15 protein-coding genes are annotated in these 13,787 nt (G+C 36.9%); 3 read left to right on the plus strand and 12 right to left on the minus strand.

Annotated features, from left to right (window positions below):
• Nucleotides 1-8: 8 nt before the first annotated feature.
• The 6 genes from BXU10_RS23535 to BXU10_RS23560 all read right to left on the minus strand — a co-directional run bounded on the left by BXU10_RS23535 (nucleotide 9) and on the right by BXU10_RS23560 (nucleotide 4,220).
• Entirely contained in the window at nucleotides 9-902 is an 894-nt protein-coding gene (locus tag BXU10_RS23535) for a DnaJ C-terminal domain-containing protein (RefSeq protein ID WP_078229875.1), read from the minus strand.
• 26 nt (nucleotides 903-928) lie between these two features.
• Nucleotides 929-1,408, minus strand: coding sequence for a hypothetical protein (locus tag BXU10_RS23540; RefSeq protein ID WP_145953340.1), 480 nt, complete (start codon nucleotides 1,406-1,408; stop codon nucleotides 929-931).
• A gap of 17 nt (nucleotides 1,409-1,425) precedes the next feature.
• Complete coding sequence (locus BXU10_RS23545; protein WP_078229877.1) at nucleotides 1,426-1,737, minus strand: hypothetical protein; 312 nt, start codon at nucleotides 1,735-1,737, stop codon at nucleotides 1,426-1,428.
• 28 nt (nucleotides 1,738-1,765) lie between these two features.
• Nucleotides 1,766-2,431: a BON domain-containing protein gene (locus BXU10_RS23550; RefSeq protein WP_078229878.1), complete on the minus strand. Its 666-nt coding sequence runs from the start codon at nucleotides 2,429-2,431 to the stop codon at nucleotides 1,766-1,768.
• A gap of 105 nt (nucleotides 2,432-2,536) precedes the next feature.
• Nucleotides 2,537-3,526: a 2-hydroxyacid dehydrogenase gene (locus tag BXU10_RS23555; RefSeq protein WP_078229879.1), complete on the minus strand. Its 990-nt coding sequence runs from the start codon at nucleotides 3,524-3,526 to the stop codon at nucleotides 2,537-2,539.
• Nucleotides 3,507-4,220 carry a DUF6629 family protein gene (locus BXU10_RS23560; protein WP_078229880.1) on the minus strand — a complete coding sequence of 238 codons (714 nt, stop codon included), beginning with the start codon at nucleotides 4,218-4,220 and terminating at the stop codon, nucleotides 3,507-3,509. Before BXU10_RS23560 ends, BXU10_RS23555 begins: the two co-directional genes overlap by 20 nt.
• Nucleotides 4,221-4,510: 290 nt before the next feature.
• Here BXU10_RS23560 and BXU10_RS23565 point away from each other — a divergent pair, with 290 nt between their 5' ends.
• A complete protein-coding gene (locus BXU10_RS23565; RefSeq protein ID WP_078229881.1) occupies nucleotides 4,511-5,113 on the plus strand; it encodes a 2,3-diphosphoglycerate-dependent phosphoglycerate mutase in 603 nt (200 codons plus the stop codon).
• A 51-nt stretch (nucleotides 5,114-5,164) separates the two neighbouring features.
• On the opposite strand, the gene BXU10_RS23570 is transcribed toward BXU10_RS23565, so the two are convergent.
• From BXU10_RS23570 to BXU10_RS23595, 6 genes are all read right to left on the minus strand, one after another.
• Nucleotides 5,165-7,522: a glycosyltransferase gene (locus tag BXU10_RS23570; RefSeq protein ID WP_078229882.1), complete on the minus strand. Its 2,358-nt coding sequence runs from the start codon at nucleotides 7,520-7,522 to the stop codon at nucleotides 5,165-5,167.
• On the minus strand, nucleotides 7,512-8,558 hold the full coding sequence (locus tag BXU10_RS23575) for a pesticidal protein Cry7Aa (RefSeq protein WP_078229883.1): 1,047 nt from the start codon (nucleotides 8,556-8,558) through the stop codon (nucleotides 7,512-7,514). Before BXU10_RS23575 ends, BXU10_RS23570 begins: the two co-directional genes overlap by 11 nt.
• A gap of 110 nt (nucleotides 8,559-8,668) precedes the next feature.
• Nucleotides 8,669-9,337 carry a BON domain-containing protein gene (locus BXU10_RS23580; RefSeq protein ID WP_078229914.1) on the minus strand — a complete coding sequence of 223 codons (669 nt, stop codon included), beginning with the start codon at nucleotides 9,335-9,337 and terminating at the stop codon, nucleotides 8,669-8,671.
• A gap of 200 nt (nucleotides 9,338-9,537) precedes the next feature.
• Nucleotides 9,538-9,936 carry a hypothetical protein gene (locus BXU10_RS23585; protein ID WP_078229884.1) on the minus strand — a complete coding sequence of 133 codons (399 nt, stop codon included), beginning with the start codon at nucleotides 9,934-9,936 and terminating at the stop codon, nucleotides 9,538-9,540.
• A 36-nt stretch (nucleotides 9,937-9,972) separates the two neighbouring features.
• A complete protein-coding gene (locus tag BXU10_RS23590) occupies nucleotides 9,973-10,566 on the minus strand; it encodes a general stress protein (protein WP_223255552.1) in 594 nt (197 codons plus the stop codon).
• Between the two features lie 199 nt (nucleotides 10,567-10,765).
• On the minus strand, nucleotides 10,766-11,218 hold the full coding sequence (locus tag BXU10_RS23595) for a hypothetical protein (protein ID WP_123922088.1): 453 nt from the start codon (nucleotides 11,216-11,218) through the stop codon (nucleotides 10,766-10,768).
• A gap of 278 nt (nucleotides 11,219-11,496) precedes the next feature.
• Between BXU10_RS23595 and BXU10_RS23600 the strand changes: the two genes are divergently transcribed.
• Entirely contained in the window at nucleotides 11,497-12,687 is a 1,191-nt protein-coding gene (locus tag BXU10_RS23600) for a PAS domain-containing sensor histidine kinase (protein ID WP_223255553.1), read from the plus strand.
• Entirely contained in the window at nucleotides 12,684-13,736 is a 1,053-nt protein-coding gene (locus BXU10_RS23605) for a response regulator (RefSeq protein ID WP_078229887.1), read from the plus strand. The genes BXU10_RS23600 and BXU10_RS23605 overlap by 4 nt, the downstream gene beginning before the upstream one ends.
• Nucleotides 13,737-13,787 lie beyond the last annotated feature (51 nt).

Here is a 13,787-nt window from a genome sequence, read left to right on the forward strand (position 1 = left end):
ATTTTGGCTCATTCAAAGGTACTTAATTTAGAAAGTTCAAGAAAGAGTTCTTTTTGTTTCTCTGTAAGGTTTACAGGTATTTTGAGAATATAAGTGATGTATAAATCTCCAAAATGATTTTCATTTTTATACATAGGAAAACCTTTCCCTTTTAATTTTATCCTTGTCCCGGTTTGTGTTCCCGCGGGTACTTTGAGTTTTACTTTTGTATCGAAGGTATTGATAGTAATTTCACCTCCCAGAACAGCGGTAAAAAGATCTAATTCGGTATTGGTATACAAATTATTGCCTTCCCGCTTAAAATCAGCATTATCATTTATGGAAAAAGTAATAAATAAATCACCATTTGGGCCTGCATTAAAACCCGTGCTTCCATGTCCTGGAATTCTTATGGTCTGTCCATTCTCAACTCCGGCAGGAATGGTAATTCGTATATTTTTATGGTTGACAGTGATGGTCTGTTTATGGGTAGAATAAGCCTCTTTTAAGGTTAGCTGCATTTCTGCATTTAGATCTTCTCCCCTAAATTTAGACGTGTTTCTTCGCTGCGAATTGCCATTGCCGTACATCGATTGAAAGAACTGTGAAAAATCTCCTTCGGAATTATCCTCCTGATATTGTCTTGCAGAACTTTGCCGATCATTTGGATTATAACCTGATTTTTCAAACTCTTCGGCCTGCTTCCAGTCTTTCCCGTAGTTATCATATTTTTTACGGTTTTCCTCGTTACCCAGCACCTCATTGGCCTCGTTGATTTCTTTAAATTTCTTTTCAGCCTGCTTGTCATTCGGATTCAGGTCTGGATGGTATTTCCTGGCCAGTTTTCGGTAGGCCTTCTTAATATCGGCTTTGCTTGCCGTTTTGGATATCTCGAGAACTTTATAATAATCTATAAATTCCATTACAGCAGTTTTAGGTTACTATTTTTCTATTTGAGTTTCATTTCATTGACCTGCAGATTTATCTCTTCCCATTTTGTTTTATCCAGATAAAGCGTGTCTACATCTGTTGTCCACTCCATAAAAGGCGCCAGGTGATAAATCCCTACGATTCGTTTTTTGTACCCAAATGCAAATCGGTCTCCACGTAATTGATAATTGATCGTTTTGCCTTTGTTTTGGATATTTCTGTAAAGTATGGTTTGTGTTTTCCAGTCTCCGCCCCATGTAAAAAATGCTTTGAGCCCGCATAGGATTCCAATGATTAGGAAAACAGAAATAATAGACCAATTGCTTTGCATTTTTTTGAAAAACTGTCCAATCAGAATTACCATTGAGGATACCGCAAAGAAGAGAAAGAAAAAATGTGCCCTATAATCATTAATATGAAACTGGGTGTATCGGTTCAGTAGAATTATAATTACCGAGATTACAAAAATGACCGTAATGGATGGGTTCAGTTTTTTCATCTTTAGTGTAGGGTTTATTATTTATGAATGTTACTTACTTTACGAATAAAATCTGCTGTTGCAGGATCTGAGGCAGTTCCGTAACCGTCAACAAGGGTTCCTTTTTCTTCATCACAGGTCTCAATAGCATACATGATCGAACTGTCCTCAGGATTTGATTCTCCCTCAAAACGATAGAAGTGGGCTATTTGTATTTGATCGGGCAAATAATGCTTATCTGTTTTGAGTGAAACCAGACTTTTCCCATTAACCTCAAATTGAGATGTAAATCCCAAATTTTCTATTTCAGCCAGTACGGTGACCAGACTATCCATATTTACTTTTTCCATAATTTATAATTTTTTTGAAGGGAATGTTTCAGGGCTGTTGTTCATGTTCTACATGTAAGTTGTTTTTAACCTCCAGTACACCACGTGCTTTCCAGGCCAGACGGCTTGCTTCGTTTTTTTGGAACCAGGATTCTACATTCCCTTTTAAGGTAACAGAATTGTCTAAAACCTCAACTGTAATAGCTATATTTCCTATAATTTTGTTTCGCTCGATAGCATCCTCGATATCTTTTTTGTTGATGCGGTCTTTGGATAAAGAGATAATCATAATGTTATTGATAATCCCCTTGACGCCAATGAGCACGCTTACTGCTTTTTTAGCCTCTTCTTTCTGGTAATGCCATTCCAGAGAACCTGTAAGTGTAACCCAGCCGTTTTCGACTTTTACCTGGACTCTGTCATGTGGAATATCCCAATGCCATTTGAAAGCGTTTATAATTTCGGCAGCAATTTCAAAATCTGATTTTTGATTTTTTTCGTTTAGCACAACTTCAATTTTTTCTACTACGACTTTTACGCCCGATACATTTTTAGCTGCTGCTTCGGCTTCTTCTTTTTTTGCGTAGCTGTTTACCGATCCCGTCAGTGTAACAATTCCGTCAAAAGCTTCAACTCCAATCTCTGCAGCTGATAAAAGGGGTTCCCAATTAATGGCTTCTATAACTTTTCTTTGTAGTTCATCGTTGGTTTTCATTTGTGAATAGATTTATGGGAGTAAAGGTGGGCAGAAGCAACGTTTTTAGAAATGACCTTCGACATTCTAAAAACTGATTGTAGTTACTTATTAATACAAAATGTATTATTTGACCTCATTCTCTGAGTGAACGCCATTTTCAAAATCCGTGAAATTTCCAATTGTTATGCGCGCAATTTCATTCAGGGCTTCCTGCGTGAAAAAAGCCTGATGGGGTGTAATGATCACATTGTTAAATGACATAAGCCTTTCAATTAAATCATCCTTAATAACAGCAGCCGATAAGTCCTTAAAGAATATTTTTTGCTCGCCCTCATAGACATCAATTCCCATATAGCCAAGAATGCCTTTTTTAAGAGCGGTAATGGCATCTGAAGTCTTAATTAATGCACCACGGCTGGTGTTAATGAGCATTACACCTGGTTTCATTTTTGCGAATGCTTTTTTATCTAAAAGATGCCTTGTTTTTGGAGTAAGAGGGCAATGTATGGAAATGATATCAGAGGTTTCAAGTAGTTTGTCAAATGCCATATAACGTACCCCTTTGCGGATCAGGACTTTTGATTCGATTAAATCAAAGGCTACTATTTTACATCCAAAACCCAGCATAATATTGCAAAATACGGCCCCAATTTTCCCAGTACCCACCACACCTATAGTTTTTCCATTAAGGTTAAAACCCATTAAATTTTGTAAAGAGAAATTATTTTCCCTTACCCTGTTGTAGGCCTTGTGTGTTTTACGGTCCAGCGTTAAAATAAGGGCTACGGCATGCTCGGCTATAGCCTCTGGAGAATAAGCAGGAACCCGCATTATGGTAATTTTATTCTTTAAAGCGGCTTTGACATCAACATTGTCGTATCCCGCGCTTCGAAGATCTATAAGTCTTATTTTAGACTTAGACAATTGTGCAATAACAGCCGCATCTACTTTATCATTAAGTTGTATAGAAACAGCATCAAAATCAGTAGCAAGATGCACGGTTTGAGTGTTTAGCGCCATTTCGAAAAACGTCAGCTGGTGTTTATTATCTTTATTATAGTTGTTGAGAAACTCCCTTTCGTAATATTTGGTACTAAATACGGCTACTTTCATATGATTTCTTTAAAATCTGTTTCATGGTTTTTCTGTGGTATGTTTCTTCGCGATGACTTGTTCTTATTTCTGACATGATCAGGTATACAGATAAACTGATCACAGAAGCAAAAAAGCACCATACCGATACCAGATAGCTTTCATAAAAAACAGTTGTTACGACATAGGATATCAAAACCATTACCCCTAACCACCACATGCGTCTGATATGTGAAAAGAAAGGCGGGAGTATTGTTGCAATGATATAAAGCAATCCACCCATTACCCGAAATTCCTCTGGATAAGTCTGGATATAGGCGATATGGTAGCAATCAATTTCGGATCTAATATTAAAATGGAACAAACAGTAAGTAAGGTACATCGAAACAAGCATACCAATTGCCACAAGTATTCTTTGTGTGTTTTTCCTTGTTTGCTCTTTTTCCAACAGCAGTATGGCAACAGGAACCCAGACGGGCCAGATAATTTGTGCGATAATCAGATAAAAATAGGTGATGCTGGTTTGCAGGTAAGACCACTTTTCATTGGGAATAGACAACCATAGTAATCCTTCAGAGAATTGCTGTATAGCAAATATGAAAGGGATTAAGGCAAACATAGTTTGTGAGCGATGCTGTACTTTCTTTATGGCGCCAGCTCCAATAACTGTAAGTACAATTGCGGCACTAAAACTTGCTGTAGCAGAAAAACACATAAAATAATAGGTTAGGTTTATGACTTGGTTTTAGTTGGTGTGACTCTTCTCCCTACAGTATCCATAAGAATAGTGGCTGTTAAAGCAGCCAGTGCGATAAGTGCAAATAATGTTTTCATAATTATAATTTTTAGAGATTGGATTTAGAGGATTTAGTTTTTAAATCTGTTCAGCAAATTTGACCTATAGCAGCCAATATAGAAATGATCATCAACATTGTAATAAGTGATCTGGAACACTTTTTTAGGCTATTTATCCGTTAGCTTTGATACTGGTTTTAAAGAAAAAAAATGGCGCTATTAATCTTTGTCAGACATGGACAATCTCTTTATAATTTAGAGAACCGTTTTACAGGAATCCTCGATATTCCGCTCACTGACCTTGGAAGAGAACAAGCAAAACAGGCAGGGCAAAAACTGATTGGTTATGTTTTTGATATCGCCTATACTTCCATGCTTGTAAGGGCACAGGAGAGCCTGCAGATTATCCTGCGTGAAATGCACGTGACGATTCCTATTGTGAAAAATAAAGCTTTTAATGAACGGATGTACGGCACTTTGCAAGGACTAAACAAAGATGAAACAGCGCTAAAGTATGGTTTGGCCCAGGTGGATATCTGGAGAAGAAGTTATGATATATGTCCTCCCGGAGGAGAAAGCCTGCTGGATACTTACAACCGTGTAGTTCCTTATTATAAAACACAAATAGAACCAAAATTAAAAATGGGTCAAAATGTTTTAATCGTAGCCCATGGCAACAGTTTAAGATCCCTGATGATGTACCTTGAAAACATCAACCCGCTTGACATTGTAAAGGTAAATATCCCCACAGGCAAGCCCCGAGTATATGAATTTAATACAAAATTAGAGCTCTCGGGAGTGAAGTATCTTTAAATCATCGGAGTGATCAGATTTGTTTTCCTGCCACTATTTTTGGATAATGATTTATATGTTTACGGCAATAGTCTTTGAAAGCTTGATTTTGTTTGTATTTTCATGAAGGACCTCTTTTTTAGCAGCATATTTTTCCATCGTTAAACGGGCCATTAAATAGCTTACTGTGGATTCTGCACCCTGATTCAGATTAATGTAATTTTCTTCCAAACCATCATAACACCCTCCAGTGCATGGATTATAGATTATCTTCTCCAAATGATTGTTGCCCAAAAACCAGCTAAAGGCAGTTTCCATTTTTTCCAGATAGGATGAATTTTTAAAAACACCATTGAATCGCTCAAGGGCAAGAATCGTATAGGCAACATCAATGGGCTGTTCTCCGCCTACGGTTTCTTTTTTATGCCTGTTTGAGTCAAGCCATCCCTTATTGGATATTACTTTGATCTTATTGTCTGTAAAAATATGAGATAAAAGAAAATCAAAAGATTCTTTGGCAATTTCCTTATATTGATATTCACCTGTGGCTAAGTAGCCACAAAGAAGCGCTTCGGGCAGTATACTGTTGCCATAAGTCAGGTAGCTTTCAAACCATTTCCAGTTAGATTTGCATTCATGTCTGTACATTTTTACCAATCGATTCGAAAGCAGTTTTATAAGTGCAATATTTTCAAAATCTACCGCATTTTTGTTACGATAATAAACTCCTTTAATGACAAATGCCATTGCTCTTGTGGAATAAATTGTATGTACTTTTCGTAAAGCTCTCTTCATGGTCTTTGCGGCATCTGATGTAAATCCGACAGGAAAAATACTGGAAAGGGAAAGCATAAAACCCAGAGACCAGATTGCTCTTCCGTTGGAATCCTCCAGATTTTCACTGTTTTGTTTGGTAAATTCTTCATCTATGTTGACATAGTTCAAAAAACTCCTATTTTCCTGCAGACAAAATTTGATAAAACTATAATATTTTTCAATGAGTTCTAAATCCTCAGGCTCCCTTTTCAATTCATAGTGCTGGCAGATAGCCACCAATGCACGTGCGTTGTCATCTAAAGTATAGCCCGTATTGATATCAGGATGGTTGATTACTGAAAATTGGATCATGGCAAATGAAGTGGTTAAATTTTTGAAATGGCTCAGATTTATTTCCGGAATTTTATAATGCAAATCTATTTTTTCGGCTATGATTTTTTTAAATAATCCGGCATGTGCAATTGCGGAATTCTCCCATGCCGTAGGAGCCATTTTGTGGATGCCGTTGGCCGAAATAGCTTTACGAAACTGTAAATTTTTTAAAAGCCTTAGAACTTCTTCAGCCAATTGTATCGTATCTCCAAACTCAATGATAACTCCGGTTCCATCCTGAAGTACTTCAAGTGCATGTGGAATTGGGGTAGATATAATGGGACAGCCACAGCTTATCGCATAGGAAAAAGTGCCGCTTACAGCCTGATGCGGGTCATTGGAGGTAAAAAGATAGATATCTGTAAGCTGCAAATATTCGAGTAATTCCTCTAATGGTAAATAGACATTAATAAATTTTACGTTCTCTTGCAGTCCTAAGATTTCGACTCTTTTTTTTAGAAAATCCCGATATTTTTCTCCTTCCTCTTTAACTACTGACGGGTGAGTTTTCCCAATGATCAAAAATAAAATAGAAGGGTTTTGGCTCGCGATAACCGGTAATGCATCTAAAGTGGTTTCAATTGATTTACCAGAACTTAAGAGTCCGAAAGTGGAGATTACTTTTTTACCAGCAAGTCCGTATTTTTCTTTTAATATTTCTTTATCCCCATGTTTTACCAAATGGGTTCCATGGGCAATAACCGAAATTTTTCCCCTGTCAATGCCATAAACGTTCTGCAGCAATGCAGCGGATCTTTGAGTCATGACAATAAAACCGTCGATAAAGGTATCCATTTCGATAATATTTCGTTTCATCTCCTGATTGGGCAGAGGCAAAACAGTATGAAGGACAATTAAAACAGGTTTTATCGAAGCGCTTAAGAATTTAATCAAATCGGTCTCATTATTTTTAAAGAGTCCGAACTCATGTTGTATTAAAAGTAGCTTAGTTCCCTCATCGCTATTGCAGTATTCAGAGAGCTTCAGGTAGGAATCAGCAGAATCCGTTTTAAGAATTTGATCCACAGCATCACCATAACTATAGCTGTCATTTATGGATTCCAGAGCAGCGACCTTTATATTAAAAGAACTCTCAAACTTATTATTTAAAGCAGCAATTAAGTCCTCAGAATAGGTTGCAATACCGCATTCGCGGGCAGGAAATGAGGTGATAAATAAAATTTCAGGTATTTTATGTTCTTTTTTATCCTCTGAAATAGCTGTGTTTTTTTTTGATGCCCATAGGCTGATACTGTTTAGAAGCGGAGTCTTAATTGTCATTTTTTTTAGTATTAAGTATTAATTCATTAATTAAACCTGATAAGCTAACCGATACGCAGGCTATTTGTTCATCTGCGGCACCATAATAGATATATAAAGTATCCTCAAAGACAACTGTTCCTGTGGGGAAACACACATTATTGACCTCTCCTTCCAGTTCCCAATCCCTTTTTGGACTGAAAAGAGGATAGGGCAGGCGTGCTATTTCAATCTGCGGATGATCAAGATCCAATAAAGCAGCGCAGGCCGAATATACATATCCATCAATGCTGTCCTTGACCCCATGATAAATAATAAGCCATCCCTTGGGCGTTTCTATCGGCGGACATCCTCCACCAACATAACTGCATTCATGATCGTATTTTGGTGAGAGTAAAATATGGTCATTAAAATTCATGAAGTAATCCTCGTAGAATGCATTTGTTAGATCTGTAAGTGAACTAACAGCAACAATGATCTGGATTTCGGGTTTAATGCGGTGCATAAAACAGAATTTACCTTTTATTTTTCGGGGAAAGAAAATAACGTTTTTATCCCATAGGAGTATTTTTTTGCCATCTTGTTCGACCATTCCGTTGTGCTGGTTGTATCTGAAATATTTGCTGTTGTTTAAATTTTCAGCATTTGTCAATTCATTAAACTGGCTATAAGTAATAGTGGGTACTATTATCCCTTTTTTTTCAAAATGAATTAAATCTGTCGAAACTGCCAGACATCCTAAAGCATTTACACCATCAAATGCGGTATAGGTCAGGTAATAAACGCCTTCAATTTTTACTATTCTGGGGTCTTCTATTCCGTGACTTTCGTAGTCAAATTCAGCAATAATAAGAGGCACAGTGTTTCGTTGAACAATATTCAATGGTCCCTTTAGTTTACAATAGCCTATAGTTGAATAATTACCATGGCGTACGGCCCGGTAAAAAAGATGAACAGCATCTCCTTTTTTGATAACAGCCGGATTCATTACCCCTTCGTCTTCAAATACAAGTTCGGTTTTCTCCAGTATAATCCCTTCTCTTTTTATCGATATCATAAGCTTATTTTAAGTGTTTTGGCAATCTTGTAATACTTTTAATTTAGAGATCAATGAGCCGAGGTTTGTAAATAAAAACAGAGGACATTGCCCTCTGTTTTGTTCTGCATTTATAAAATGGCATAATCATATTCCACAACAAGATCATTGTCAATGGACCATATCCCTGGAGTTTTCCAGACGATTTTTTCGGCTTGATCTTTTTGATAAATCGAATCAACAAAACCTGTTAATTTTACATTGGTACCATTTACAGTCACCGTGATATTTTTAGCGTTCAGTGACCAGCTTCTTGCCAGTGCTTTTTCGACATCCTTTTTTTCGATAGCATCTTTGATGTCCGATTTGATTTTGATCTCATTGGTCACCCCTTTTACTCCCGGCAGGAAGCTGATGGCAGTTTTGGCATCTTGTCTCTGAAAATTCCAGGTCAGTTCACCCTCAAGTGTAACCCAGCCATCTTCTACTTTTACCTTAACATGATCTTCTGCCACAGCCCAATTGTCCTTTAAGGCTTTTAAGACTTCATTGGCGATATCATTGTCTGTTTTGGTAAAGGTATTGGAGTATTTGATTTCTATTTCCTCAACAACGGCTTTCACTCCCGATACATTTTTGGCTGCGGTTTCAGCTTCCTTTTTTTTATAATATCCGTCGACAATGCCCGTTAGGGTTACTACACCATCTTTTACGGTTACTCCAATTTCTGCGGCATGTAAAAGAGGTTCCCATTTGATGGCATTTTGAACGTCTTTTTGTAATTCTTCGTTGGTTTTCATAATGTATGTATTTAAAAATTTATAATTCATTTAGTCAATGCCTATTGAAAAAAAATCATTGGGAAATGCTAAGGCCTATTGATCAGATTGTAAATACAATTCCCAGATAGTACTGAACACTTTGATAAAGGGCGATGGCTTTGATGACAATTCCATTTTGCGAGGTATAGCAGTTTATTTTAAAAAGTATATTTTGCATCTCAACTATTTTTAAAGGCAAACTTTTCAAAATGCCCGTGAACAAAGACCTTTTGTTGCTGAAGGTTCATTTTAGCGGTATCTTCAGTTTCTATTTTGATTTTGCCAAAACTGTTATCTTTTTGCAAAAAGTGCAGTAATTCAGTTTTTGCCTTAGTGGGACCAAATAAGACCAGTTCATTATAGCCAATGGCTAGAGTTGCAATTTTCTTAAAATATGCTCTTTGTTTATCCCGCTCTTTATGGTGCATTTCACTCTCGCTTCTTTGCAGGGTTTCATGTTTGTCCTGAATATCAAATTCAGAGATTACAGTCTCAGTTTCTTTATCATTATCGGTAAAATCGATTAAATTTGCCGAGGCATGATCTAGGTAAATGCCTAATTGATGTATAGTTTTCATTTTTTTAAGGTATAAGTTTTACTATTTTTCCTTTTCTTATTGCATTGCAGCGGCTTCAATTTCTTCAGCAGAAATAGATTCTTGGTCTTTCACACCGTTTTCTTTTGCAATATGGATTCCAAGCACTTTTCGGGCATTTTCAGTTTGGATATTGCTGCCATGCACCAGGAGCATGAATTTGCCTGCTTTTATCTCTGTTTCGTATTTTAAAACGTCATGATTTGATATGCCCAGACTAATTAATGCGGCCGCAATAACACTGCTGCCACCCAGTAAGGCTGCACCTTCAAGTGCCCCTACAATGGCCGAAACAAGAGGCCCGGCAACAAGTAAGGGACCAAGACCGGGAATAAAAAAGAAAGCGGATCCAAACAGTAATCCCCAGAAACCTCCCCAAAATGCGCCGAAACTTCCCCATTTTTTCATGCGGTCTCCAACAGTGTAGTAGCCTGTTACGGTTTGCTCACTATGGTAATCTGTTCCTATAATTGATAGTCTGGTCATATCATAACCGCTTTTTTCGAGTTTTTTAACAGCCTTTTCAGCTTTAAGATGAGTGTCATAAAAGGCCGCTATTGTATTTGTGTTTTTCATAGTAATAGTTTTTAGTGAATTAATTGGGATTCCCATTTTATCGCATCCGGAACATTTCTTTGGGAAATTTCATTTTCTTTCAGCATCATTCCTTATAAATTTTTAGCCTGTCAGAAGACCTTATTATACTTCTTCGTTGCTTTACAAAGTTGAGCTAACAGCAGGGAATCTAAAATGACAGGCATCAGCTATAAAAATGATGTAGGGCACTTTTACAATGAAAAATAAACTGCAATTAAACCGATACAAAAAAGGTTTCACGATTAAATTTGCCTGACTCATAATACCAATCGATATTGATTATTTTTTTAAGCACTTTTTTCAGTGCTGCGGCATCACTTGATTTCTTAATATAAATATTTGCACCCGCAACGAATGTATCTTCATCAAGCAGTGCAGCCTTGGGATCGTATACCACTATTAATAGATTTTTATTTTGTTGGTCATTTCTGATAGACACTATTTCGCTTAGACATTTGTATCGGTTATCATTTAAATTGAAAAATACCATTGGAGTGGCCAGGCTCGATCCTTTTTTTAAATATTCCATGCATAACTTACTGTTTTTAAATGTGGTAATGGATTTTTTGGATTCTAAATTAGTCAAAGTGGTCTGAAATACATCTGTTGTTTTCGATTCCTTCTTTATAAGCAGCATGCTAATTGGTCTTGGATTGTATGACATCATATTTGTTTTTAGGTTTTCATGGCAAAGAAGCGATATAAAGACTTAAACAGAAATGAGTTAAAGCAGTGCAAAGAATGATGTCAATCATTTTTTTCATTCACTGCGATAATTGAAATTCCATAATAACCCATAAAGCAGTCAAAACTAGATTGATAAATTCTTTTTGGTGTTAAATCAATGATAATGTGTTAATTATATTGTGAAATTACCGTAGAATGTAACTTCCCATTTTTAAATAGCCGACCTTTATAGGGATCATCATAATTTGATCAATTTAGATGATGGATAATGCCGCACTGTTATACGCTCTTGTACAAAATGCCCTGGATGGAATCATTACCATAGACGACATTGGTACTATTGAAACGATCAATCCTGCCGGTTGTGTACTTTTTGGTTATCAGCAAGAGGAAGTGGTAGGCAGAAACATTTCAATGCTCATGCCGTCGCCTGACAGGGAAAGGCATAATAACTATTTGAGTACGTACAAAACAACAAGAAAAGCCAGTATAATTGGCATGGGCCGTGAACTCACAGGAATGCGTAAAGGCGGTGACCTCTTTCCAATGAAACTTGGAGTTAGTGAGGTGAAATATTCAGGAAGGACTATTTATGCCGGTTTTATTCATGACCTGTCCCAGCAGAAAGTAGAAGAGGAACGGTATAAGGATTATGCATCTCATCTGGAAGAACTTGTAGAGGAAAGGACAAAGTCGCTCAACGATACAATTTTTGCTTTGGAAAAGGCGAAAGAAAAAATAAGTATTTCCCTGGAGAAAGAAAAAGAGCTTAATAAATTGAAGAATCGCTTTTTATCGATGGCTTCCCACGAGTTTCGTACCCCATTAAGTACGGTGCAGTTATCCGCTTCACTAATTGAAAAATATGCCGAGTCTTTTCAAAGTGAGCCTATAAATAAGCATGTTGGGAAAATTAAAAATTCAGTGATGAGTTTAACGGCTATACTTAATGATTTTCTTTATGTTGAAAAATTAGAAATTGGCAAGATCAAGGCTAGTTTTACTTGTTTTGATATGGTTAAATTTTGTGAGATAATAACCGAAGAAATGCAGCTGCTGGCCAAACCCAATCAAAATATTGTTTATAAACATACGGGAGACCAAACGATGATGTACCTCGATGCTAATTTGTTAAAGAACTGTGCCATTAACCTCATTACAAATGCAATCAAATATTCCGGTGACAACTCCACTATTGATTTTACAACAGAGATTAACGCATTAGATTATATCATTTCAGTTCATGATGATGGTATCGGTATTCCTCTGGAGGAGCAAAAACATTTGTTTCAGGCTTTTTTCAGGGCCAACAACACCGGCAGTATCCCAGGTACCGGGCTTGGTTTAAATATAGTGAGCCGTTATGTATCCCTGATGAAGGGAACGGCAGATTTTAAAAGTAATGAACAAGACGGAACATTATTCACCTTAACATTTCCCATATCATGAGCAAAGTACTGATTATTGACGATAATAATGACATTAGGGAAAATATTGTAGAAATCCTTAATTTAGCCGGATACACTGTTTATCAGTCCAATAATGGCAAGGCAGGTGTTGAATCTGCTGTTCTAAACCTGCCCAATATCATTTTATGTGATATTATGATGCCGGAGCTCGACGGTTACGGTGTATTGTATATGCTTAATAAAAATCCAAAAACAAGTACAATCCCTTTTATTTTTATTACCGCAAAATCAGAAAGGCCGGATTTGCGAAAAGCTATGGAAATGGGAGCGGATGATTATCTGACCAAACCTTTTGATGCTATGGAACTTTTACATGCCATTGAAAGCAGAATCAACAAGAAGAATTCTGAAATGAATTTTTACAGTCACTCGCTCGGGCGGCTTGAAAGTTTAGTGGGAGATAAAGAAGGGCTCTCTGAGCTGAAAAAAATGATAGAAGAGCATATTCACAGACCATTTAAGAAAAACCAGATTATCCATTATGAAGGCGATCGTGCCATAGGCATTTATTTGGTAATCTCAGGTAAAATCAAAACGGTCAAACTCTCTGAAGATGGCAGGGAACTGATGACCGGTATGTACCACACCAATGATTTTTTAGGGGTTCACACGATTCTTTCAGATGAAACCTATACCGATACTGCAACGGCGCTGGAAGATAGTCAATTGTGTTTTTTTCCAAAGGAACAGCTCGAAGAATTACTAAAATTATATCCTGAAGTGGCAGAGAAATTCATTAAAATCCTGTCTAATGAAATAAAGGCAAAGGATACACATTTGCTGCAATTGGCCTATCAGTCAGTCAGAAAACGTATTGCAGAATCATTGCTGAGACTCTTTCGTCAGCAAGAAGCAACAAAAGAAGATAGTATCAATGTAACCCGTGATGATTTGGCTGCCATGTCCGGGACCGCTTCTGAAACAGTAAGCAGAACCCTGACCGAGTTTAGAAATGAAGGATTAATAGAAAAAAAAGGCAGCCAGCTTAAAATTCTGGATTACATGAAAATAAGCAAGATGAAAAATTAATAGAAAAGCTAAAATCCCGATAGTCTTCCATTAGGACTTTTTTTAATTAGG

Source organism: Flavobacterium sp. LM4 (genome assembly GCF_002017935.1).
Lineage (GTDB): Bacteria > Bacteroidota > Bacteroidia > Flavobacteriales > Flavobacteriaceae > Flavobacterium > Flavobacterium chungangense.

Excerpts from the sequence above, each read along its gene's own strand:
- BXU10_RS23535 (WP_078229875.1), bottom strand. The coding sequence starts at position 902 with ATGGAATTTATAGATTATTATAAAGTTCTCGAGATATCCAAAACGGCA.
- BXU10_RS23540 (WP_145953340.1), bottom strand. The coding sequence starts at position 1,408 with ATGAAAAAACTGAACCCATCCATTACGGTCATTTTTGTAATCTCGGTA.
- BXU10_RS23545 (WP_078229877.1), bottom strand. The coding sequence starts at position 1,737 with ATGGAAAAAGTAAATATGGATAGTCTGGTCACCGTACTGGCTGAAATA.
- BXU10_RS23550 (WP_078229878.1), bottom strand. The coding sequence starts at position 2,431 with ATGAAAACCAACGATGAACTACAAAGAAAAGTTATAGAAGCCATTAAT.
- BXU10_RS23555 (WP_078229879.1), bottom strand. The coding sequence starts at position 3,526 with ATGAAAGTAGCCGTATTTAGTACCAAATATTACGAAAGGGAGTTTCTC.
- BXU10_RS23560 (WP_078229880.1), bottom strand. The coding sequence starts at position 4,220 with ATGTGTTTTTCTGCTACAGCAAGTTTTAGTGCCGCAATTGTACTTACA.
- BXU10_RS23565 (WP_078229881.1), top strand. The coding sequence starts at position 4,511 with ATGGCGCTATTAATCTTTGTCAGACATGGACAATCTCTTTATAATTTA.
- BXU10_RS23570 (WP_078229882.1), bottom strand. The coding sequence starts at position 7,522 with ATGACAATTAAGACTCCGCTTCTAAACAGTATCAGCCTATGGGCATCA.
- BXU10_RS23575 (WP_078229883.1), bottom strand. The coding sequence starts at position 8,558 with ATGATATCGATAAAAAGAGAAGGGATTATACTGGAGAAAACCGAACTT.
- BXU10_RS23580 (WP_078229914.1), bottom strand. The coding sequence starts at position 9,337 with ATGAAAACCAACGAAGAATTACAAAAAGACGTTCAAAATGCCATCAAA.
- BXU10_RS23585 (WP_078229884.1), bottom strand. The coding sequence starts at position 9,936 with ATGAAAACTATACATCAATTAGGCATTTACCTAGATCATGCCTCGGCA.
- BXU10_RS23590 (WP_223255552.1), bottom strand. The coding sequence starts at position 10,566 with ATGGGAATCCCAATTAATTCACTAAAAACTATTACTATGAAAAACACA.
- BXU10_RS23595 (WP_123922088.1), bottom strand. The coding sequence starts at position 11,218 with ATGATGTCATACAATCCAAGACCAATTAGCATGCTGCTTATAAAGAAG.
- BXU10_RS23600 (WP_223255553.1), top strand. The coding sequence starts at position 11,497 with ATGATGGATAATGCCGCACTGTTATACGCTCTTGTACAAAATGCCCTG.
- BXU10_RS23605 (WP_078229887.1), top strand. The coding sequence starts at position 12,684 with ATGAGCAAAGTACTGATTATTGACGATAATAATGACATTAGGGAAAAT.